Origin of the sequence: Paracoccus sp. DMF-8, from assembly GCF_029309835.1 — a bacterium.
Classification (GTDB): domain Bacteria; phylum Pseudomonadota; class Alphaproteobacteria; order Rhodobacterales; family Rhodobacteraceae; genus Paracoccus.
This window is the reverse complement of sequence record NZ_JARJHL010000014.1, coordinates 203,916-224,215: the sequence shown is the minus strand read 5'-3', so window position 1 is coordinate 224,215 and position 20,300 is coordinate 203,916. Positions and strand designations below refer to the sequence as shown.

19 protein-coding genes, 1 pseudogene and 1 riboswitch are annotated in these 20,300 nt (G+C 65.5%); of the genes and pseudogenes, 6 read left to right on the top strand and 14 right to left on the bottom strand.

Annotated elements, in window-relative coordinates; translation table 11 throughout:
• Window positions 1-3: 3 nt before the first annotated feature.
• The 3 genes from PE067_RS15380 to trxB all read right to left on the bottom strand — a co-directional run bounded on the left by PE067_RS15380 (window position 4) and on the right by trxB (window position 3,848).
• On the bottom strand, window positions 4-780 hold the full coding sequence (locus PE067_RS15380; protein WP_276190582.1) for a hypothetical protein: 777 nt from the start codon (window positions 778-780) through the stop codon (window positions 4-6).
• A gap of 103 nt (window positions 781-883) precedes the next feature.
• Entirely contained in the window at window positions 884-2,593 is a 1,710-nt protein-coding gene (locus PE067_RS15375) for a bifunctional sulfate adenylyltransferase/adenylylsulfate kinase (protein ID WP_276190581.1), read from the bottom strand.
• A 244-nt stretch (window positions 2,594-2,837) separates the two neighbouring features.
• Window positions 2,838-3,848, bottom strand: a complete 1,011-nt coding sequence (trxB, locus tag PE067_RS15370; protein WP_276190580.1) for a thioredoxin-disulfide reductase — start codon at window positions 3,846-3,848, stop codon at window positions 2,838-2,840.
• A gap of 196 nt (window positions 3,849-4,044) precedes the next feature.
• On the opposite strand from trxB, the gene PE067_RS15365 reads away from it, so the two are divergent.
• A complete protein-coding gene (locus PE067_RS15365) occupies window positions 4,045-4,542 on the top strand; it encodes an Lrp/AsnC family transcriptional regulator (RefSeq protein WP_276190579.1) in 498 nt (165 codons plus the stop codon).
• Window positions 4,543-4,569: 27 nt separating this feature from the next.
• Here the strand turns inward: PE067_RS15365 and PE067_RS15360 are convergent, their stop codons facing one another.
• The 4 genes from PE067_RS15360 to lgt all read right to left on the bottom strand — a co-directional run bounded on the left by PE067_RS15360 (window position 4,570) and on the right by lgt (window position 8,171).
• Complete coding sequence (locus PE067_RS15360; protein ID WP_276190578.1) at window positions 4,570-5,232, bottom strand: TenA family protein; 663 nt, start codon at window positions 5,230-5,232, stop codon at window positions 4,570-4,572.
• An 80-nt stretch (window positions 5,233-5,312) separates the two neighbouring features.
• A riboswitch (TPP riboswitch) is annotated at window positions 5,313-5,432 on the bottom strand.
• Between the two features lie 49 nt (window positions 5,433-5,481).
• The gene (gene pgeF, locus PE067_RS15355; protein WP_276190780.1) at window positions 5,482-6,237 is read right to left on the bottom strand and encodes a peptidoglycan editing factor PgeF; all 756 of its coding nucleotides are present in this window, start codon (window positions 6,235-6,237) and stop codon (window positions 5,482-5,484) included.
• Window positions 6,230-7,294: an SAM-dependent methyltransferase gene (locus tag PE067_RS15350; protein WP_276190577.1), complete on the bottom strand. Its 1,065-nt coding sequence runs from the start codon at window positions 7,292-7,294 to the stop codon at window positions 6,230-6,232. Before PE067_RS15350 ends, pgeF begins: the two co-directional genes overlap by 8 nt.
• A complete protein-coding gene (gene lgt / locus PE067_RS15345) occupies window positions 7,281-8,171 on the bottom strand; it encodes a prolipoprotein diacylglyceryl transferase (RefSeq protein WP_276190576.1) in 891 nt (296 codons plus the stop codon). Before lgt ends, PE067_RS15350 begins: the two co-directional genes overlap by 14 nt.
• Before the next feature lie 96 nt (window positions 8,172-8,267).
• Here lgt and PE067_RS15340 point away from each other — a divergent pair, with 96 nt between their 5' ends.
• Window positions 8,268-8,525: an accessory factor UbiK family protein gene (locus PE067_RS15340; RefSeq protein WP_276190575.1), complete on the top strand. Its 258-nt coding sequence runs from the start codon at window positions 8,268-8,270 to the stop codon at window positions 8,523-8,525.
• Here PE067_RS15340 and PE067_RS15335 read toward each other — a convergent pair.
• Window positions 8,522-8,842 (bottom strand): DUF6476 family protein, encoded by a 321-nt coding sequence (locus PE067_RS15335; protein WP_346429706.1) that lies wholly within the window; start codon window positions 8,840-8,842, stop codon window positions 8,522-8,524. The genes PE067_RS15340 and PE067_RS15335 overlap by 4 nt on opposite strands.
• On the opposite strand from PE067_RS15335, the gene PE067_RS15330 reads away from it, so the two are divergent.
• The 3 genes and pseudogenes from PE067_RS15330 (at window position 8,841) to PE067_RS15320 (ending at window position 12,117) form a co-directional block, all read left to right on the top strand.
• Entirely contained in the window at window positions 8,841-9,860 is a 1,020-nt protein-coding gene (locus PE067_RS15330; RefSeq protein ID WP_276190574.1) for a pseudouridine synthase, read from the top strand. The genes PE067_RS15335 and PE067_RS15330 overlap by 2 nt on opposite strands.
• 102 nt (window positions 9,861-9,962) lie before the next feature.
• Window positions 9,963-10,870, top strand: a pseudogene (gene rpoH, locus PE067_RS15325) (RNA polymerase sigma factor RpoH).
• Window positions 10,871-11,097: 227 nt separating this feature from the next.
• The gene (locus PE067_RS15320; RefSeq protein ID WP_276190573.1) at window positions 11,098-12,117 is read left to right on the top strand and encodes a hypothetical protein; all 1,020 of its coding nucleotides are present in this window, start codon (window positions 11,098-11,100) and stop codon (window positions 12,115-12,117) included.
• A gap of 4 nt (window positions 12,118-12,121) precedes the next feature.
• Here the strand turns inward: PE067_RS15320 and PE067_RS15315 are convergent, their stop codons facing one another.
• The 6 genes from PE067_RS15315 to PE067_RS15290 all read right to left on the bottom strand — a co-directional run bounded on the left by PE067_RS15315 (window position 12,122) and on the right by PE067_RS15290 (window position 17,836).
• Entirely contained in the window at window positions 12,122-13,264 is a 1,143-nt protein-coding gene (locus tag PE067_RS15315) for a hypothetical protein (RefSeq protein ID WP_276190572.1), read from the bottom strand.
• 85 nt (window positions 13,265-13,349) lie between these two features.
• Window positions 13,350-13,982 (bottom strand): uracil phosphoribosyltransferase, encoded by a 633-nt coding sequence (gene upp / locus PE067_RS15310; RefSeq protein WP_276190571.1) that lies wholly within the window; start codon window positions 13,980-13,982, stop codon window positions 13,350-13,352.
• On the bottom strand, window positions 13,979-14,938 hold the full coding sequence (locus PE067_RS15305; protein WP_276190570.1) for an adenosine deaminase: 960 nt from the start codon (window positions 14,936-14,938) through the stop codon (window positions 13,979-13,981). The genes upp and PE067_RS15305 overlap by 4 nt, the downstream gene beginning before the upstream one ends.
• Window positions 14,935-16,155 carry a phosphopentomutase gene (locus tag PE067_RS15300; RefSeq protein ID WP_276190569.1) on the bottom strand — a complete coding sequence of 407 codons (1,221 nt, stop codon included), beginning with the start codon at window positions 16,153-16,155 and terminating at the stop codon, window positions 14,935-14,937. Before PE067_RS15300 ends, PE067_RS15305 begins: the two co-directional genes overlap by 4 nt.
• Entirely contained in the window at window positions 16,152-17,444 is a 1,293-nt protein-coding gene (locus PE067_RS15295) for a thymidine phosphorylase (protein WP_276190568.1), read from the bottom strand. The genes PE067_RS15300 and PE067_RS15295 overlap by 4 nt, the downstream gene beginning before the upstream one ends.
• On the bottom strand, window positions 17,441-17,836 hold the full coding sequence (locus PE067_RS15290; RefSeq protein ID WP_276190567.1) for a cytidine deaminase: 396 nt from the start codon (window positions 17,834-17,836) through the stop codon (window positions 17,441-17,443). The genes PE067_RS15295 and PE067_RS15290 overlap by 4 nt, the downstream gene beginning before the upstream one ends.
• Before the next feature lie 124 nt (window positions 17,837-17,960).
• Here PE067_RS15290 and PE067_RS15285 point away from each other — a divergent pair, with 124 nt between their 5' ends.
• On the top strand, window positions 17,961-20,240 hold the full coding sequence (locus PE067_RS15285) for an NADP-dependent malic enzyme (RefSeq protein WP_276190566.1): 2,280 nt from the start codon (window positions 17,961-17,963) through the stop codon (window positions 20,238-20,240).
• Window positions 20,241-20,300: the final 60 nt, after the last annotated feature.

Below are 20,300 nucleotides of genomic sequence, written 5' to 3'. Positions count from 1 at the left end.
GCGTCACCCCATCCACGCGCGGCGCAGCCAGTCGATATTGCCGATGCGCCGATACCATGTGTTGCCACCCCCGGAAAAGACTTCGGACATCTTGGGGTTTCCCGCGAACAGGACGATCCGCGCGCCCGCTGGCAGCGAGGGCGCGCGCAGATAGCTGGCCAGATGGCGCGGCACGCAGTCATTCTTGAAACTGACGCACAACCCGCGCGGCCAATAGGCCAGCAAGCCACGCTTTTCCAGTTCCGCGCTTAGAAATTGCTGTTCGTGTTCATAGGCTTGCGCGGCGGCAGCGGGATCGGCAAGGTAATTGTCCAGCACATGGCCATGCGCCCCGACCTGATAGCGGAACACCGAAGAATTGCCGACCATATGCAGAAACCGGTCGCGTTCCGGGTTGATGCGGCGCAGCGGTTTCGGGCGGAACAGATCGTCATCGCGGATGATCAGGAAATCGCCCGGCAGCTCGAAAAACGGCGCCAGATCGTCGACCACCACCAGATCCAGATCCAGAAACAGCGCGGTCCCCGACAGCCCGGCCAGATCATGGCGAAACAACGCCAGCTTGCGCCAGCGCGTGTCGTGATTGCCGGGCGGCAGGCCCAGTTCGGGCAAGGGCAGCGCCTCGATCCCGGCGTCCAGCCCGGCGGCATCATCGGTGAAACAGATGAAGCGATGCGGGCGGTGCAGGTGGCGGCGCACGCCAGCCGCCAGCCGGTTCACATCCTGCGCGTCATACAGCGTGCCCCATTTCATGCACAGGATCAGCACGGGATCTGTCATTGGCCCTACCTTCAAATTGTCGCGGCATCCGAAAAGGGGCCGCACCGGAAATGCCGGTGCGGCCCCTGTTGTTCCATCACATCATGCACAAGGCGCAGATTTCTTACTCCAGCCCGATCAGGCCCATCGATTCCAGCTTCAGCAGAACCTGATGGGCGACGTGATCGACATCGACGCCTTCGGTCTGGACGCGCAGTTCCGCATTTTCGGGCGCCTCATAGGGATCGGAAATTCCGGTGAATTCCTTGATTTTCCCTTCGCGGGCCAGCTTGTACAGGCCCTTGCGGTCGCGGCGTTCGCATTCCTCCAGCGTGGTCGCGACATGGACCTCGATAAAGGCGCCGCCGGCCTCGACCATTTCACGCACGGCACGGCGGGTCGAGGTATAGGGCGCGATGGGCGCACAGATCGCGATGCCGCCGTTCTTGGTGATTTCCGACGCGACATAGCCGATGCGCTTGATGTTGATATCGCGATGTTCCTTGGAAAAACCCAGTTCCGACGACAGATGCTTGCGCACGACATCGCCGTCCAGCAGCGTGACCGGACGCCCGCCCAGTTCCATCAGCTTGACCATCAGCGCATTGGCAACCGTCGATTTGCCCGACCCCGACAGGCCGGTAAAGAACACGGTAAAGCCCTGACGGTCACGCGGCGGAGAGGTGCGGCGCAACTGCCTGACCACCTCGGGAAAACTGAACCATTCCGGGATTTCCAGACCTTCGCGCAACCGGCGGCGCAGTTCCGTGCCCGAGATGTCCAGGATGGTCGCGCCCTCCTCGACCTCATCCAGCGGTTCGTATTGGGCGCGTTCCTGCACATAGACCATCTGTTTGAAATCGACCATTTCGATGCCGATTTCGTCCTGAAACTCGCGGAACAGTTCCTGCGCGGCATAGGGATCGTAGAAATTTTCCCCGTTGGAATTCTTGCCGGGGCCGGCGTGGTCGCGGCCGACGATCATATGGGTCAGGCCGTGGTTGCGGCGGATGATCCCGTGCCAGACCGCCTCGCGCGGGCCGGCCATGCGCATCGCCAGATTCAGCAACGACAGATGGGTGGTCGCGGCGGGGTATTTGTCCAGCACCGCCTCGTAGCAGCGGACGCGGGTAAAATGATCGACATCGCCCGGTTTGGTCATGCCGACGACCGGGTGGATCAGCAGGTTGGCCTGTGCCTCGCGCGCGGCGCGGAAGGTCAGTTCCTGATGCGCGCGGTGCAGCGGGTTGCGGGTCTGGAACGCGACGATGCGGCGCCAGCCCAGCTTGCGGAAATGGGCGCGGAGTTCGTTCGGCGTGTCGCGGCGGCCCCGGAAATCGTAATGGGTCGGCGCCTGCAACCCGGTGACCGGCCCGCCCAGATAGACCGGCCCGGCGACATTGTGCAGGTAGTTGACGGCCGGATGGGCCGGATCATCGGCGCCAAAGACCTTTTCAGCCTCGCGCCTTTTGTCCGGCACCCATTTGTCGGTGACCGACATGATCGCCAGAATGACGCCTTCGGGGTCGCGCAGGGCGATGTCGGTGCCGGGCTCGACCCCCTCGGCAAAAGTCGCGCCGACGTCCAGCGTGATCGGCATCGGCCACAGATCGCCCGTGGTCAGGTGCATCGTCTCGACGACCGCATTGTAATCCGTCTCGGTCAGGAACCCGCGCAGAGGGTAAAAACCGCGATTCATCAACAGTTCAAGGTCGCAGATCTGGCGCGCGGTCAGATCCCACGAGGGCATGTGACCGGCTTCGTCCTTGAGACGCTCGGCGGTTTCGGGGGAAACGTAAAGCTCCGGGATCGGGGCAAGGTTCGGTTCGGTCATGCAAATACACTCGCGGTCACTGAGGCGCGCGGGGGGCGGCGCGGGGGCAATCTCGACGCCGTGCCGGGGCGATCGCACAGCAGCTATGGCAGGGCCATTAGCGGTCAGGCGCGGGATGATCAACCAAGGCCTGCGCCCGCCCGCGGGATTCTGCCGGGGCTGACAGCTCGCCGCAGCGCAGCAAAAACCCCGGCGCGGCTCAAGGCCGGGCCGGGGTGAATTCAGGGGCATCTGTCCGGGCAGATCAGACGGTTTCGGCAGGTTCCATCGCCGCCGCCGGATCGGGCAGGCCCGCGTCCGAATGTTCGGCCAGCCAGCGTTCGGCATCCAGCGCCGCCATGCAGCCCATGCCCGCGCTGGTCACGGCCTGACGGTAAACGTGATCGGTCAGGTCGCCCGCCGCGAAGACGCCGGGGATCGAGGTGCGGGTGGTGCCCGGTTCGACCTTCACATAGCCGCCGTTGTGCAGTTCCAGCTGATCCTTGACCAGTTCGTTCGCGGGCGCATGGCCGATGGCAACGAAAACGCCCGCCACATCCAGTTCACGGATCGCGCCGGTTTTCACATGGCGCAGGACCAGCCGCTCGACGCTCAGGGGTTTGTCGCTGCCCTGAACCTCCTGCAGGTCGTGGTCCCAGATCACCTCGATCTTGGGGTGGCGCAACAGGCGGGCCTGCAGGATCTTTTCGGCGCGCAGGCTGTCGCGGCGATGGATCAGCGTCACCTTGTCGGCGAAATTGGTCAGATACAGCGCCTCTTCGACGGCGGTATTGCCGCCACCGATCACGGCGACGCGCTTGCCGCGATAGAAAAAGCCGTCGCAGGTCGCACAGGCCGAAACGCCGAAGCCCTTGAATTTTTCCTCGGTCGGCAGGCCAAGCCACCGCGCCTGCGCGCCGGTCGCCAGCACCACGGCATCGGCGGTCATGCGCGCGCCGCTGTCCAGTTCGGCGACGAAGGGGCGCACCGACAGGTCAAGCCGCGTCACGGTATCGGTGACGATCGTCGCGCCCATCGCGCGGGCATGGGCTTCCATGTTGACCATCAGGTCGGGGCCCTGCACCTCGGTCAGGCCGGGCCAGTTTTCGACATCGGTGGTGATGGTCAGCTGGCCGCCGGGCTGCATGCCCTGGATCAGCACGGGTTCCAGCATCGCGCGCGAGGCATAGACGGCGGCGGTATAGCCCGCCGGGCCAGAGCCGATGATCAGCAGGCGGGTATGGGTCGGATGGGTTTCTGAATTGCTTGCGGACATGGCAGCACCCCCTTGATGTGATCGTTTCGCGCTGGTCGGCGCCTTGCCTTTCACCTAAACACGCCGGACCCGGCTTGCAATGAGACAACGAACGCGACGGCGTTTCTGCCATGCGGCAGAAAGAATATTGCGCATTCCGGCCCGCCACGATAGTTTCCGGCAAGATTTTCAGCCCCGAAAGGGCGGTGAGGGACGAATGAGCGCAGCCAGACTTGACGATATCGACCGCAAGATACTGGCAGAGCTGCAGGCCGACGGGCGCATGACCAACGTCGAACTGGCCCGGCGCGTCGGCATTTCCGCCCCGCCCTGCCTGCGGCGCGTCCGCGCGCTGGAGGAATCGGGTTTCATCCGCGGCTATCACGCCGATGTCGATCCGCGCGAACTGGGGCTGGAGGTTCAGGTCTTTGCCATGGTCCGGCTGAAAAGCCAGTCCGAACGCGATCTGTCGGCATTCGAGGGTCAGGCGCGCAGTTGGCCGCTGGTCCGCGAATGCCACATGCTGAACGGCGAGATTGATTTCATCCTGAAATGCGTCTCGCCCGATCTGCCGACCTTTCAGCGGTTCCTGACGGAAAGCCTGACGGCGGCGGATAACGTGGCCTCGGTCAAGACCAGCCTGGTGATCCGCTGCGCCAAGGACGAACCGGCGATTCCCTTTGAAATCGTCGATGCCCGCGTGAACGAGGGCTAGGCGCCCCTTTCGGGACGCCCCTGCCCGTCAGGCCGGTGCCAGATGGAACGCCGGGTCATAGGCGGCATCGAAAAAGTCACGCTCCAGCCCGACGGCGCGCAGAAAGAACTCGCGCGCGATGGCCGCGTCACCCGGCCCGACACGATCCAGTTCCGCCCGCAGAAAGCCCACGAAATCGCGGAAATCCGGGTTGTCGTGCAGCGTGATCCATTCGGCATGGATGAAATTCCGCGGCAAGGGCCGTGGCGCGCGGGCGGCCCAGTCCAGATACAGCCCTTCGGCCACGTTCAGCACGGCCAGCACGGCGGGATAGGACAGCGAAACCGCCGCCTCGCGCATGATCGCCTTGAAACCGGCGGTCGCGGCGGTATCGGGCACCTGCTCGCGCGCGGCACGGTCCAGACCAAGCGCCTGAAAGCTGCGCTCGAAATAGGAGTTTTCCTCGCCCGCGACCATCCCGGCAAAGCGGCCAAAGCGCAGCCGCGCCGGGGCCGTATCGGCGCTGGCCATCGCCCCGCCCAGCAGCATCAGGAAGGCGTCCAGAAAGCGGCTGTCCTGCACCAGATAGGCGCCCATCACCGCGTCCGGCACGCTGCCGTCGCAGAGTTCGCGAATGAAACGATGCTGGACGGCATCCGACCATGTCGGCTCGGCCTCGGCACGCAGATTGTCGGTAAAGCTGTGGGTCATCCATGGCCCCTTTCAGGCAAGGGCGGGGCCGCGATGTCGTTCGTGTGCATTTCAGGCCCCGCGTGTGGGCCAGCGTCAGGCAGGTGTTCATGTCCCATCCCTTCGCCGGCATGATCCGGATCAGGTTCAAAGGGTCACCGCGCCGCCCCACAGGGCCATCGGTTTCTCAGCCCCTTGCCGGGGCTCCCCTTGGAAGTGAGGGGAAGATAGCCGGTCGTCAGGCGGCTGTCATCGCGGATAATGATAAAATTACAGAACGATGGCCGAAATCAGCCGCCCGTAATCCGCCGCGCCTTCATGGGTGGTGCGGCGATAGGAAAAGAAGCGGTCCGGGTCGGAATAGGTGCAATGGCGGTTCCAGAAGGCATTCACCCCCGCCTCGCGCAAGCGCATCAGCCCATAGCCCGGCAGGTCGAACATCGGCCGCCCGTTCGGACCGCCGGAAAAGAAACGGCCATAGGACGGGTCTTCGACCAGGAAATTTTCCATGAAATCATCGCCGACCTCATAGGCGCGCTGGCTGATGGTCGGGCCGATGACGGCGGTGATATGGCGCGCACCCAGATCCTGCATCGCGCCGACGGTCGCCTCGATCACGCCGTTCAGCGCGCCTTTCCACCCCGCATGAGCGGCACCGATCACGCCCGCCCGGGCATCGGCCAGCAGGATCGGCTGGCAATCGGCGGTCAGGACCGCAATCGCCTGACCGGGAATATTCGTCACGATGGCATCGGCGCGGCGCTCGGAAATCGCCGCCGGATCATCGCCCTGCGCCAGCACCACCACATCGGCCGAATGGACCTGATTGACGGTGAACAGCGCGTTGATGCCGACGCCCATCGCCTCGGCCACGCGGCTGCGGTTGATTTCCACGATCTCGCTTTGATCGCTTGATCCCCGCCCGCAGTTCAGCCCGGCGAACAGCCCGGAACTGGCGCCGCCCTTGCGTGTGAAAAAGCCGTGCCGCAGCGGCGACAGAAGGTCTTCGGTCAGGATTTCAAGCATCGTCTGCATGAGCTTCCAAAGTTGTGAAACCGGGAACGGCAGGCGCGCCGGGCGACCAGAGGGCAAGCACCTTGAACAACTGTCCCATTTCGCCCGCATCGGTCAAGCGATGAAGCGCAGGCCCCGCCTGTTTGTCGCCCGCCGCCTGCAATCTGCGCGCGCGTTCGACAATGCCAAGCGACAACAGCCACGCCCCCTGTTCCAGCAGGCGCGATGCCCGCGCCCCCGCCGCCATCGCCGCGCGGGCAAGGGGGGCGAAATCGACATGAGCGGTCAGATCGGCTTCGCCCGGATGGCCCAGCGGATCCTCGGGACGGTGGCGGCGCAGGGCCTGAAAGGTGTCGCCGGAACCGTCCCATCCGCCATAGTCGATGAATATGGCCGCCCCGCCCTGCCGCGCGATCAGCCCGGCGATGGTCGCCGCGATCGGGGCGGCTGCCGGGCAGCTCTCGCGGATCAGGCCCATAGGCGCCGCATCTCTGGCAGGTTCGGGCGCGGCAAGGCCCATGGTCAGGCGGCCCGCGTCATCCAGCGCAATGATGCGTTCGGCCCAGCCCTGCGGCATGCGTTGGAACTGGCGGATCGGCAGCGCGTCGAAAAATTCGTTGGCGACCAGAAACAGGGGCTGTTCGGGCAGATCGGCGACCGTATCCAGATGGCGGATGCCATGTCCAAGCCGGTCGCGCTGGACGCCGCGCAGATGGGCCGAGGCCTCGATCAGCGTGACCTGCGCCGCATCCGCCATGCCCGGAACGATGCGGATCGCGCGCAGGATATCGGCCATCAGCGTGCCGCGCCCCGGCCCGATTTCGGCCAGCGTAAAGGGCGCGGGCGCGCCCTGATCCAGCCATGCCTGCGCCAGCGCCAGCCCCACCATTTCCCCGAACATCTGGCTGATTTCCGGCGCGGTGGTGAAATCCCCCGCCGCGCCAAAGGGATCGCGGGTCGCGTAATAGCCATGCTGCGGGTGCAGCAGGCAGATCTGCATGTATTCGTCCAGCCGCATCGCGCCGCCTGCGCGGATGCGGGCGGCGATCAGGCGCTCAAGCGGTGTCATCACCCACCTTTGGCCGCGAAAGCGCATAGGCGACAAAGGCCAGCCCGACGACGATCATCGGCAAGGACAGTTGCTGGCCGCGCGTGATCCCCCAGACCGGACCGCCCATCACATGGCCAAGCGGATTGTCGGGGGTGATGAAACGCGCATCGGCCTGACGAAAGAATTCGACGATGAAACGGCTGATGCCATAGCCCGCAACGAACACCCCAAGCGCCAGACCGGGGCGGCGCAACCCGCCCGCGCGGACCAGAACCAGCAGGATCAGGCCCAGAAACAGCCCTTCCAGCCCCGCCTCATACAACTGGCTGGGGTGGCGGGCGCAAAGCCCCTCGACGCCGGGGCAGTTCTGCGCGGCCGCGCCCGGAAAGATCACGCCCCAGGGCAGTTCCGTCGGACGGCCCCACAGCTCGGCATTGATGAAATTCGCGATCCGGCCAAGGCCAAGACCCACCGGCGTCGCGACCGCCAGCGCATCGGCCAGCCGCAGGGGGGCAATCCCGTTGCGGCGGCAGAAAATCCACGCGGCGACGACGACCCCGACAAACCCGCCGTGAAAGGACATGCCGCCTTCGTCGATGCGCAGGATCTGCAGCGGATTGGCCAGGTAATAGGCGGGTTCGTAAAACAGCACGAAACCCAGCCTGCCGCCCAGAATCACGCCAAAGATCACCCAGGTCAGCAATTCCTCGGCCTTGCCGGGCGCCATCGGCGCCGTGCCACCCCACAGCCGGGACCGCCGCATCAGCGCCGCGATGATCCACCAGCCGATCAGCAGGCCGACCAGATAGGCCAGCGCATACCAGCGCAGCGAAAACGCCTGTCCGAACAGGTGAATCGTAAAAATCTCGGGTGAAATGTCGGGGAAAGGGATCATGCGCGCGTCTTTGTCCTGTTTCCGGTTCGGCAGGGACATTGAACCCGGCCACCCTTGGGGCCATATAGGAGCGGAGCAAAATCCGAAAGGCCGCCCATGTCTGCGCAGAACCGTATGTTCGATGATCTCTCGAAATTGATGACCAATGCGATGGGCGTGGCGCAAGGCGCGCGCAACGAGGCGGAAACCGCCTTCAACAGCATGATCGACCGCTGGCTGGCCGACCGCAACTTCGTCACCCGCGAGGAATTCGAGGCGGTGCGCGACATGGCCATCAAGGCCCGCACCGAAAACGCCGAACTGCGCAGCCGGATCGAGGCGCTGGAAGGCAAGAAAGCCGCGAAAAAACCCTAAGGGACCACGCGGTTCACCAGCAGGCCCGTCGTGTCATACAGCAGGATTTCCCCGGAACCGGTGACGACGACGATCCAGTTGCGGGCGAATGTGACGGCCTCGGCGGTGGCGCCTGCGGGCAATGCGATATTCGCGGGCAGTTCCGGCAGCGGCGCCTGACCCAGCCTGATCCACAGGATCGCCACGATGGCCACGATCCCCAGACCCATCACCACGGCAAGCGAGGTGACAAGCGCCCGCAGATAGCGCAGCATCGGCAGCGCCGCCTGCTCTGCCGCCGCGTCCTTTGTCCGATCTTCAGACCCGTTGCCTTCCATGCCCGACCTCATCATCACCCTGCCAGACGAAAGCCCGCCCGAGCGGCTTGATAAGGCGCTTGCCGCCGCCGCGCCAGAGCAAGCCTCGCTGTCGCGTTCCCGTCTGGCGCGGCTGATCGCCGATGGCGCGGTGCTGGGGCCGGACGGGCCGGTGACGGATATCCGCGCCGCGGTCAGTGGCGGGACATGGCGGATCATCATGGGCGAACCCGCCCTGATCGAGGCGCAGCCGCAGGCGATCCCGCTGGCCGTGGTCTACGAAGACGATGAGCTGATCGTCATCGACAAGCCTGCGGGCATGGTCGTCCACCCCGCCCCCGGCACGCCGGACGGCACGCTGGTCAACGCGCTGCTGGCCCATTGCGCGGGCAGCCTGTCGGGGATTGGCGGCGCCGCGCGGCCGGGCATCGTGCATCGCATCGACAAGGACACATCCGGGCTGCTGGTCGTCGCGAAAACCGACCGCGCCCATCACGGCCTTGCCAGGCAGTTCGAGGAACACAGCGCCAACCGCCGCTATCTGGCGCTGGCCCATGGCGTGATCGACCCCGCCGATCCGCGCCTGCGCGGCCTGCCGGGCATCGCGTTCGAGCCGGGCGGCGTCTTGCGCATCACCACGATGCTGGGCCGCCACCCGACCGACCGGCAGCGTCAGGCGGTCAGTTTCGACCGCGGCCGCCATGCCGTGACCCGGGCCCGGCTGGTCGAATCCTTCGGCGTGCCGCCCTCGGCCATGCTGGTCGAATGCCGGCTGGAAACCGGGCGGACCCATCAGATCCGCGTCCATATGGCCCATGCGGGGCTGGGGTTGATCGGCGATCCGACCTATGGCGGGTCGCGCAAACCCTCGGCCGTGGCGCTTGGCGCGGATGCGGCGGCGGCGATCAGCGCCTTTTCCCGGCAGGCGCTTCATGCGGCCCATCTGGGTTTTCTGCATCCGCTCAACGGAGCGTTACTGGAATTCGACAGCGCCTTGCCCGAAGATATGGAAAACCTTCTGCAACATCTGCGCCGCTGACCCCTTGGTCATGCGGCTTCACCGACGGAACCCCGGCGTCCGGCGCGCGTATGACTGGCTAACGATTTCCCGTCGGACCCGACGGGCAGCAGGAACAGATTGATGGCAAATTACACGAACCTTCCGGCCCCCAGCCCCGAACAGGGGCTTAACCGCTACCTGCAGGAAATCCGCAAATTCCCCCTGCTGGAACCGGAAGAGGAATACATGCTGGCCAAGCGCTGGCGTCGAGCATGGCGACCGCGACGCGGCGCACAAGCTCGTCACCTCGCACCTGCGCCTCGTCGCCAAGATCGCCATGGGCTATCGCGGCTACGGCCTGCCGATCGGCCGAGGTGATTTCCGAGGCGCAACGTCGGCCTGATGCAGGCGGTCAAGCGCTTCGAGCCCGACAAGCGGCTTCCGGCTCGCGACCTATGCGATGTGGTGGATCAAGCGCCTCGATCCAGGAATATATCCTGCGGTCCTGGTCGCTGGTGAAGATGGGCACCACCTCGGCCCAGAAAAAGCTGTTCTTCAACCTGCGCAAGGCCAAGGCGAAACTGGGCGCGCTGGAGGAAGGCGACCTGCGCCCCGAAAACGTCGCCCAGATCGCCCGGGACCTGAACGTCACCGAGCAGGAAGTCATCGACATGAATCGGCGCCTGTCGGGTTCGGATGCCTCGCTGAATGCCACCGTGGGTTCGGCGGATGGCGATTCGACCGCGCAATGGCAGGACTGGCTGGAAGACGAGACCGCCGATCAGGCCGGCGCCTTCGCCGAGGAAGACGAGCTTTCGACCCGCCGCGACATGCTGATCCAGGCGATGGACGTGCTGAACGACCGTGAAAAGGACGTGCTGATGGAACGTCGCCTGCGCGATGATCCGATGACGCTCGAAGATCTGTCGGCGCGCTACAACGTCTCTCGCGAACGCATTCGCCAGATCGAGGTCCGCGCCTTTGAAAAGCTGCAGGACCGCATGCGGGTTCTGGCGCGCGAAAAGGGCATGGCGATCGTCAGTAACTGATCGCGGCAACACGACATCAACGGCATGTTGATCCCTGCCGATCCGTCCGGCAGGGGTCGCGTCTGCATCAAGGGCTGAATGGGCGCGGTGCCGGTGACGAAAGGGGGCCGGTGACGAAAGGGGGCCGGTGACGAAAAATGGCGCGTCGTGGCGCAAGACGGCTGGTTGACCGGCGTTGCACAGCGCATATGGTCGGAAATGGTTAATCAGGAACTGTTCGCCCGGCAATGACGGCTTTGAATCAATATGATCGGCTGGAAGCCACCGGGGTCTGGCGCGAGATGCCAAAGGCCCGGCGACGCGATGTCATCGTCTCATTCGGGGATGCGACGCTGACCATTTCCGATCCGCGATCCGAGATTCCTCTCGCCCATTGGTCGCTGCCCGCCGTCACCCGGATCAACCCCGGCCAGATGCCCGCGCGCTATTCCCCCGGCGGCACCGATAGCGACGAAGAGCTGGAAATCGACGATGAACTGCTGATTTCAGCGATGGAAAAGGTGCATCGCGTCATCGAAGCGCGCCGCCCCCATCCGGGGCGTCTGCGTGGCGGCATGACGCTGATGGGTGCCTTCGTGATGTTTCTGCTTGCCTTTTTCTGGCTGCCCCCCGCCATGACCCGCCATGCCGTCCAGATTTCCCCGCCCGCCCAGCAAGAGGCCATCGGCCGGATCATCCTGCAGAAAATCGAACAGACGACCGGCCCGGCCTGCACCCGCCCTTCGGCCGATCCGGTTCTGACACGGATGGCCACGCGCCTGCTGGGGGCCGGGCACCGGATCGTCATCCTGCCCGCGACGCTGAATGGCGCGATCCGCCTGCCCGGACCGATCACCGTCATCGGCAATGATCTGATCGCGCAGCAGCAATCGCCCGAGGTTGCCGCCGGTCATATCCTCGCCGCCGAGGCCAGCGCCACCCGATCCGATCCGCTGCTGGCCGCGCTGCAATTCGTCGGGCCGCGCGCGGTCTTTCACCTGCTGACCTCGGGCGAGATGACGCCGCAGACGCTGGACGGCTACGGCGAAAGGCTGTTGACCCGCCCCGGTCCGAAACCGGATGACGAGGCGCTGCTGGCCCTGTTCATCAAGGCCGGCATTTCAAGCGAACCCTATGCGCGTTCCCTTGACCCGACCGGAGAGGCGACGCTCGGCCTGATCGAGGCCGACCCCTTCCGCACCGATCCGCCGGTCCCGGTGATGGACGACCGCAGCTGGATCACCTTGCAGCAGATCTGCGCCGAGTAACCCGTCAACGCGGCGAAGCGGGCAATCCGGCGCGACGCAGCCGGTCGAATGCGCGGACAATCGACTGGCGGCTGTCGAAAGGCCCGACCAGAATGACCTGCGTGCTGCCCTGCACGGGCGCGGGTGAGATCTGGCGCATGATCGGCATGTTCAGCCCCGACAGTCGGCGCAGGATGCCATCGACCTCTGGCCCGTTTTGATAGGTGCCGATCAGGATGAACCTTGTGCCCGCCGGAATGCCGGTGATCCACGGCCCCGTGGGCGGGGTCCTTGCCGCCTGCCCCCCGGCACCCGCTGAACGGGGCACAGCCGTTCCCGGCTTTGGCGCCGCCGCCGGGCTGCGCAGCTGCGAGCGGATGGTCGTGGAAACATCGGCATCCGTCGACGCCGGAGCCTTCGATGCCGCCGCCCCGCTTTTGGCAGCCCGCGCCACGGAACCTGCCCGAACCGGGACCCGGGCGGCAAGCGTTTCAGAGGCGGCGGCCACTGCCTCTGTCCCTGCCGGAACGGGCAGATTGGCGGGGCGCGCAAAGGCCAGTCGCGCCAGATCGTTGCGCGGAATGCTGTCGCAAAAACCCTGCGTCGGGTCGGCGCCGGGCATCATCCCGGTCCCGCCCGGCTTTTGCGTATCCAGCCCAAGCAACTGGCACAGCGCCCGATTCGGCTGCAACATGCCGTTCATCTGCGCCCTGACCTGCCCCTGCCCTTCGATCTCGGCCCGCAATTCGCGCAAGGGCGCGGTCAAGGACGGCTCTGGCCCCATATCGGGACGGGGCTGAAAGGCCGTGCGATCCCCGACCAGTTCCCCGGCTTGCAGGTTCGGGATGACCAGCCCTGCCAAAGCCGCTTCGATCTGATGGGCGCGGGCGGGCTCGGGTCGGGCCGCAGAAAACAACCCGGTCGCATCATCGGGCGACGGCCTGCGCGCTGAAAGCGTCGGCGGATAGCCACAGACCGGCGTATCGTCACTGTTCATCCGGGGCGCCCAGCGCCCCATGTCATCGCGGCGAAAAACGCAGCCCTTGCTGTCGATATATTGCTGCGACGCGAAACCGGGCGGCGGCAGTTCCGCCGGACCATCACCGGCCAGCACCACGCCACCCCAAAAAAGCAGCGCAATCACCAGCGCGACAAGCCGATTGACCATAACCTTCCCCGATTGACGCATCGCCGCTGGCCAAGCCATATGCGCAAATCCCTAAAGATCCGGTTAACGCCGCGACGTTTTTTGGCTATTTCGTCCCGAACATGCAGTCACCCGCATCCCCCAGGCCGGGGATGATATAGCCGTGATCGTCCAGCCCCTGATCCAGCGATGCGGTGATGATCGGCACATCCGGATGCGCATCTTTCATGCGGGCGACGCCTTCGGGCGTGGCCAAAAGACACAGGAAACGGATGTTCCTAGCCCCCTCGCGCTTCAGCAGGTCGATCGCCGCGACCGAGGAATTGCCGGTCGCCAGCATCGGATCGACGGCAATCGTCATGCGCGCATCCAGCTGGCTGGGCACTTTACGATAATATTGCACGGGCTTCAGCGTCGCGGGATCGCGATACAGCCCGACAAACCCCACACGCGCGGCGGGAATCAGTTCCAGAATCCCGTCCATCAGCCCGTTCCCCGCGCGCAGGATCGAAATCAGCGCCAGCTTTTTTCCTTCCAGAATCGGGGCCTGCATCGGACACATCGGCGTTTCGATCTCCGTCGTGGTCAGTTCCGGTTCGCGAGTCACCTCATAGGCCAGCAACAGGCTGATTTCGCGCAACAATCTGCGAAAACTGGCCGTTGACGTGTCCTTTTTGCGCATCAGGGTCAGCTTGTGCTGGACCAGCGGATGCGTGACCACGGTCAGATGCTGGGTCATGTCAGTTCCTTTCGCAGGCGGTTTCGGGTGTCGTCGTCGCAGAAGGCCGCTTCGACGGCCCAGAGGTTCATCCTGCCAAAATCCGCTTCGGTCCAGCCAAAAACGTCAGCGAGGCGCTGATATTCCTGTCGCAGATCGGTGTGGAAAAACGGCGGATCGTCGGTCGAGATGGTGACGCGCACCCCCGCATCCGCCAGCCGGGCAATCGGATGCGCCTGCCAGTCGGGATAGATCCCAAGCGCGATATTCGAACCGGGGCAACATTCCAGCGTGATATTGCTCTGGGCCAGTTCGCGCATCAATGCAGGATCCTCGACCGCGCGGACACCGTGGCCGATGCGGCTCACGCCCAGGGACAGGGCGTCACGGATGCTGTCGGGGCCGGCAAATTCGCCGGCATGACAGGTCAGGCCCAGCCCCGCCTCGCGCGCGCAATCAAAGGACCAGGCGAAATCGCGGGCCGAACCGAAGCTTTCATCCCCGCCCATGCCCAGCCCGGTCACCCATGACCCCGCCGTTTCCGCCGCACAGATCGCCGAGCGTTTCGCCCGTTCGGGACCGAAATGACGGATGGGCGTCACGATGGCGCGGCTGTCGATGCCCTGCGCCCGCATCCGGTCCCCGGCATCGGACATCGCCGCCAGATAATCGCGCCAGGCGATCGGATCGGCGCCGCCGCAAAACTCGGGCGAGACGAACAGTTCGACATGGATCGCGCCGTTTTCGCCGCATTCGGCCAGCACGCATTCCACCAGATGCGCGTAATCGTCGGGCGTGGTGATGACCGAGGTCGCGGCCTCGTAAACCCGCAGGAAATCACGGAAATCGGTATAGCTGTAATTGCCCTGCCGATCAAAGATCGGCGGCAGGTCAACGCGCTTTTGTCCGGCCAGCCCCCGGATGAACCCGGGCGGTGCGGCGCCTTCCAGATGCAGGTGCAGCTCGACCTTCTTCATCGCCGCGCGCCCAGAAAGGACGTGCCATGCGCAGGTGCATCAAGGCCCAGATGATCGCAGATCGAGGCCCCGACATCGGCAAACGACACCATCCCGATCGCCCTTTCGCCAAGGCCCCAGCCCAGCACCGGCACGGTTTCGCGCGTGTGATCGGTGCCGTGCCAAGTGGGGTCATTGCCGTGATCGGCGGTAAAGATCGCCAGATCGCCCGGCCGCAGCAGGGGCAGCATCCGGCCGACCACGGTATCGAACCATTCCAGCGCCCGACCGTAACCCTCGACATCGCGGCGATGGCCATACAGGCTGTCGAATTCGACGAAATTCGCGAATGTCAGCGAACCGTCCGCCGCGTCGCGGGTCAGACGGATCAGATGCCCGGCAAGATCCGCATCGGATTTGCCCTTGTGCAGATGATCGATGCCGCGATGCGAAAAAATATCGCCGATCTTGCCGATGGCATGGGTCGTGCGCCCCGCCGCCTGCGCCAGATCCAGAATGGTCCGGCCCGGCACCTGCAGCGCGTAATCGCGGCGGTTGGGGGTGCGCCGGAAATCACCCGGCCGGCCGACAAAGGGGCGCGCGATGACCCGCCCGACGCGCATCGGATGGACAATTTCGGCCACATCGCGGCACAGTTGCAGCAGGCGGTCCAGGCCAAAGGCCTCCTCATGCGCGGCGATCTGCAACACGCTGTCGACCGACGTATGGCAGATCGGCCAGCCTGTCCGCAGATGCTCCGCCCCAAGGGTTTCGATGATCGCGGTCCCCGAGGCGTGGCAATCGCCCAGAATCCCCCCGGTCCCGGCAAGGGCGGCGATGCGCCGCGACAGGTCGGGCGGAAAGGCGGGGCGGCTGTCGGGAAAGACATGCCAGTCCCAGGGCACCGGCACGCCCGCCAGTTCCCAATGTCCCGACGGCGTGTCCTTGCCGCGCGACACCTCGACCGCCGCGCCCCACAGGCCCTGTGGATTTTGGCCCTGTGGATTTTGGCCCTGCGGTGGCTGGCCCAGACCGGGCGCCTCCAGCCCGCTTGCCAGCCGGATCGCCGCACCCAGCCCAAGCCGGTCGAGGTTGGGCATATCCAGCCCCCGCGCCATGGCGATATGGCCGATGGTATTGGCGCCGGTGTCGGGGCGACCATCGTTGAAATATTGCGCAGCATCGGGCGCCCCGCCGATGCCCGCGCTGTCCATCACGACCAGAAAGGCGCGGCTCATGCGGTGATCCTTTCGCGCAGCAACGGCGCCGCTGCAGGTGCCTCGCCCAGATGATAGGCGGCGCGGATGGTCACGGCAGCCGCCTCGGCACTGGCCTGATCGGCGGCATGGACCAGGCACAGCGGCCGGTCGGGCCCCGCCGCTTCGCCGATCCGCAACAGACCCGACAGCCCGACCGCAGGGTCGATGCGGTCGCCCGCATGGACGCGCCCGCCGCCAAGCGCCACGACCGCATGGCCAAGCCGGGCCGTGTCGATCCGCGCCACGATCCCGCTGGCCGTCACGGGGACAACCACCGGAATGACCACCGGCGCGGGGGGCAACAGCGCATCCGCCCGTTCCAGCAGATCGGCGGGACCACCCTGCGCCGCGACCATCCGCGCGAAACGCTCGGCCGCAGCGCCCGAGGCGAAAGCCTCGCTGGCCCGCGCCGGGTCGATCCCGGCAAGGGACAGACATTCGCCAGCCAGCAACAGCGACAATTCCAGCAACGCCCCCTGACCGGAGCGAAAGGCATCGACCACCGCCCTGATCTCCAGCGCGTTCCCGGCAGCGCGGGCCAGCGGCTGGTCCATATCGGTGATGCAGGCCATGGTCCGGCACCCCGCGCCATTCGCGGTTTCGACCAAGGCCCGCGCCAAAGCCCGCGCGGTTTCCATATCCGGCGAAAACGCGCCCGAGCCGCATTTCACATCCAGAACCAGCCCATCCAGCCCCGCCGCCAGCTTTTTCGACAGGATCGAGGCACAGATCAGATCAATGCTCTCGACGGATGCCGCCTCGTCCCGGACCGCGTAAAGCCTGCGGTCGGCGGGCGCCAGATCGGCGCTGGCCGCAACGATGGCGCAACCGACATCCGCGGTGACGCGGCGAAACCCGGCCTCGGACAGATCGACGCGAAACCCCGGGATCGCTTCCAGCTTGTCCAGCGTCCCGCCGGTATGCCCCAGCCCCCGGCCGGAAATCATCGGGACGTAAACGCCGCAGGCCGCCAGCACCGGCGCAAGGATCAGGCTGACGCTGTCGCCGATCCCGCCCGTCGAATGCTTGTCCAGGACCGGCCCCGGCAAATCCCATGCCAGCACCCGCCCCGAATCGCGCATCGCCTGCGTCAGGGCGACCCGGCCCGGCTGGCCGATGCCGCGCGCCAGAACCGCCATGGCAAAGGCCCCGGCCTGCGCATCGCTGACCGAACCATCCGCCAGACCGCGCGCGATCAGGGCAGCGTCCGGCGCGCTCAGCCCGCGCCCGTCGCGCACCGCCGCGATGGCGGGCCTTGGGTCGCTCATGGCCGGTCCGCCATATGGTCCAGCCCGAAACGGCCGGGCAGCAATTCCCCGATCGTCGTCGCCAGCGTCTTGCCATCCGTCGTCGCCAGCAGCACCGGCGTATCCGTCCGGCCGAACTCCGCCAGCTTTTGCCGACAGCCCCCGCAGGGCGGCGTCGGCGTCGGGCTGGAACCGATGACGCAGACCTCGACCAGTTCCGTCTCGCCCGCGGCGACCATCGCGGCGATGGCGCCCGCCTCGGCGCAGGTGCCCTCGGGATAGGCCACGTTCTCGACATTGCAGCCGCTGTAGATCCGGCCCGAGGCACCGCGCACCGCCGCGCCGACCTTGAACCGGGAATAAGGCGCATAGGCCATTTCGCGCACCGCGCGCGCCGCATCCAGAAGCGTCATGTTCACCTCATGTCATCGGCCCGATTGTGCGCGTCACGCAAAAGCGATGCAAGCCGGCGATGCCCCCCTGTTCGTCGCGCAAAAAATAGTTTAACGCTGAACCATCTTTCAAGGAGGTGGGGACATGGAAGAACGCAGACAGGACAGCGTCAAGCAGGCGGCATTGGATTATCACGAATTTCCGCGCCCCGGTAAGCTGGAAATCCGCGCGACGAAACCCTTGGCCAATGGCCGCGACCTGTCGCGCGCCTATTCGCCGGGCGTTGCCGAAGCCTGTCTGGAAATCCAGAAAGCCCTCGCCGACGCCGCCCGCTATACCGCGCGCGGCAATCTGGTCGCGGTCGTGTCCAACGGGACGGCGGTCCTGGGCCTTGGCAATATCGGCGCGCTGGCCTCGAAACCGGTGATGGAGGGCAAGGCCGTCCTGTTCAAGAAATTCGCCGATATCGACTGTTTCGACATCGAGGTGAACGAATCCGACCCTGAAAAGCTGGCCGATATCGTCTGTGCGCTGGAACCGACCTTTGGCGCGATCAACCTGGAAGACATCAAGGCCCCCGATTGCTTCATCGTCGAAAAGCTGTGCCGCGAACGGATGAACATCCCGGTCTTTCACGACGACCAGCACGGCACCGCCATCGTCGTGGGCGCGGCGGCGACCAATGCCCTGCATGTCAGCGGCAAGCGGTTCGAAGATATCAAGCTGGTGTCAACCGGCGGCGGCGCGGCGGGGATCGCCTGCCTGAACATGCTGCTGAAACTGGGCGTCAAACGCGAAAACGTCTGGCTCTGCGATATCGAAGGCGTGGTTTATGAAGGCCGCACCGAACAGATGACCCCGCAAAAGGCGGAATATGCGCAGAAAACCGACCTGCGCACGCTGGATCAGGTGATCGAAGGTGCCGACATGTTCCTGGGCCTGTCCGGCCCCGGCGTGCTGACGCCCGACATGGTCGGCAAGATGGCCAAACGCCCGATCATCTTTGCGCTGGCCAACCCCAATCCCGAAATCCAGCCCGAGGACGCCCGCGCCGTCGCCCCCGACGCGATCATCGCGACGGGCCGCAGCGATTATCCCAATCAGGTCAACAACGTCCTGTGTTTCCCCTTCATCTTCCGGGGCGCGCTGGATGTCGGCGCAACGACGATCAACGATGACATGCAGATCGCCTGCATCAAGGCCATCGCCGCACTTGCCCGCGCCACCACCAGCGCCGAAGCCGCCGCCGCCTATCGCGGCGAACGGCTGTCCTTTGGCGCCGATTACCTGATCCCGAAACCCTTCGATCCCCGGCTGATCGGCATCGTCGCATCGGCCGTTGCCCGCGCCGCGATGGAAAGCGGCGTCGCGACCCGGCCCCTGCCCGATCTGGCGGCCTACAAGCAAAAGCTGGACGGCTCGGTCTTCCGCTCGGCGCTGATCATGCGCCCGGTGTTCGAGGCCGCGGCATCGGCCAGCCGCCGCATCGTCTTTGCCGAGGGCGAGGATGAGCGCGTGCTGCGCGCGGCCAATGCCATGCTGGAAGAAATGACCGATGTGCCGATCCTGATCGGCCGTCCCGAAGTCATTGAAATGCGGGCCGAACGCGCGGGCCTGCCCATCCGGCCGAATGTCGATTTCGAAATCGTGAACCCCGAAAACGACCCCCGCTACCGTGATTATTGGAGCACCTATCACGATCTGATGGCGCGGCGCGGCGTCACGCCCGACATCGCCCGCGCGGTGATGCGCACGAATACCACCGCGATCGGCGCCGTCATGGTCCATCGCAATGAGGCCGACAGCCTGATCTGCGGCACCTTCGGGCAATATTCCTGGCACCTGAACTATGTCAGCCAGATCCTCGCCCATGACGGGCTGCGCCCGGTCGGCGCCCTGTCCCTGCTGATTCTGGAAGACGGCCCGCTGTTCGTCGCCGATACCCAGGTCAACCACGCGCCGACGCCCGAACAGATCGCGGAAACCGCCATCGGCGCCGCCCGCCACGTCCGCCGCTTTGGCGTGACGCCCCAGGTGGCGCTGTGCAGCCATTCGCAATTCGGCAATCTGGACACGCAGTCCGGGCGCAAGATGCGCGAGGCGCTGGCGATCCTGCAAGACAAGAATGTCGATTTCATCTTTGACGGTGAAATGCATGTCGATTCGGCGCTGGACCCGCAGATCCGCGAAAGGCTGCTGCCGAATTCGCGGATCGAAGGCGCGGCCAATGTGCTGGTCTTTTCCGGCACGGATTCCGCATCCGGCGTCCGCAACGCCCTGAAAATGAAGGCAAACGGGCTGGAGGTCGGGCCGATCCTGATGGGCATGGGCAACCGCGCCCATATCGTTACCCCGTCGATCACGACGCGCGGCCTGCTGAACGTCAGCGCCATCGCGGGCACGCCCGTCAAGCATTACGGCTGATCCCGCATACCCCGGCCGGTCCCTTGCTCTCGGCTTTGGGTTGCGCCAACATCTTTCTGT

Excerpts from the sequence above, each read along its gene's own strand:
- PE067_RS15380 (WP_276190582.1), bottom strand. The coding sequence starts at position 780 with ATGACAGATCCCGTGCTGATCCTGTGCATGAAATGGGGCACGCTGTAT.
- PE067_RS15375 (WP_276190581.1), bottom strand. The coding sequence starts at position 2,593 with ATGACCGAACCGAACCTTGCCCCGATCCCGGAGCTTTACGTTTCCCCC.
- trxB (WP_276190580.1), bottom strand. The coding sequence starts at position 3,848 with ATGTCCGCAAGCAATTCAGAAACCCATCCGACCCATACCCGCCTGCTG.
- PE067_RS15365 (WP_276190579.1), top strand. The coding sequence starts at position 4,045 with ATGAGCGCAGCCAGACTTGACGATATCGACCGCAAGATACTGGCAGAG.
- PE067_RS15360 (WP_276190578.1), bottom strand. The coding sequence starts at position 5,232 with ATGACCCACAGCTTTACCGACAATCTGCGTGCCGAGGCCGAGCCGACA.
- pgeF (WP_276190780.1), bottom strand. The coding sequence starts at position 6,237 with ATGCTTGAAATCCTGACCGAAGACCTTCTGTCGCCGCTGCGGCACGGC.
- PE067_RS15350 (WP_276190577.1), bottom strand. The coding sequence starts at position 7,294 with ATGACACCGCTTGAGCGCCTGATCGCCGCCCGCATCCGCGCAGGCGGC.
- lgt (WP_276190576.1), bottom strand. The coding sequence starts at position 8,171 with ATGATCCCTTTCCCCGACATTTCACCCGAGATTTTTACGATTCACCTG.
- PE067_RS15340 (WP_276190575.1), top strand. The coding sequence starts at position 8,268 with ATGTCTGCGCAGAACCGTATGTTCGATGATCTCTCGAAATTGATGACC.
- PE067_RS15330 (WP_276190574.1), top strand. The coding sequence starts at position 8,841 with ATGCCCGACCTCATCATCACCCTGCCAGACGAAAGCCCGCCCGAGCGG.
- PE067_RS15335 (WP_346429706.1), bottom strand. The coding sequence starts at position 8,842 with ATGGAAGGCAACGGGTCTGAAGATCGGACAAAGGACGCGGCGGCAGAG.
- PE067_RS15320 (WP_276190573.1), top strand. The coding sequence starts at position 11,098 with ATGACGGCTTTGAATCAATATGATCGGCTGGAAGCCACCGGGGTCTGG.
- PE067_RS15315 (WP_276190572.1), bottom strand. The coding sequence starts at position 13,264 with ATGGTCAATCGGCTTGTCGCGCTGGTGATTGCGCTGCTTTTTTGGGGT.
- upp (WP_276190571.1), bottom strand. The coding sequence starts at position 13,982 with ATGACCCAGCATCTGACCGTGGTCACGCATCCGCTGGTCCAGCACAAG.
- PE067_RS15305 (WP_276190570.1), bottom strand. The coding sequence starts at position 14,938 with ATGAAGAAGGTCGAGCTGCACCTGCATCTGGAAGGCGCCGCACCGCCC.
- PE067_RS15300 (WP_276190569.1), bottom strand. The coding sequence starts at position 16,155 with ATGAGCCGCGCCTTTCTGGTCGTGATGGACAGCGCGGGCATCGGCGGG.
- PE067_RS15295 (WP_276190568.1), bottom strand. The coding sequence starts at position 17,444 with ATGAGCGACCCAAGGCCCGCCATCGCGGCGGTGCGCGACGGGCGCGGG.
- PE067_RS15290 (WP_276190567.1), bottom strand. The coding sequence starts at position 17,836 with ATGACGCTTCTGGATGCGGCGCGCGCGGTGCGCGAAATGGCCTATGCG.
- PE067_RS15285 (WP_276190566.1), top strand. The coding sequence starts at position 17,961 with ATGGAAGAACGCAGACAGGACAGCGTCAAGCAGGCGGCATTGGATTAT.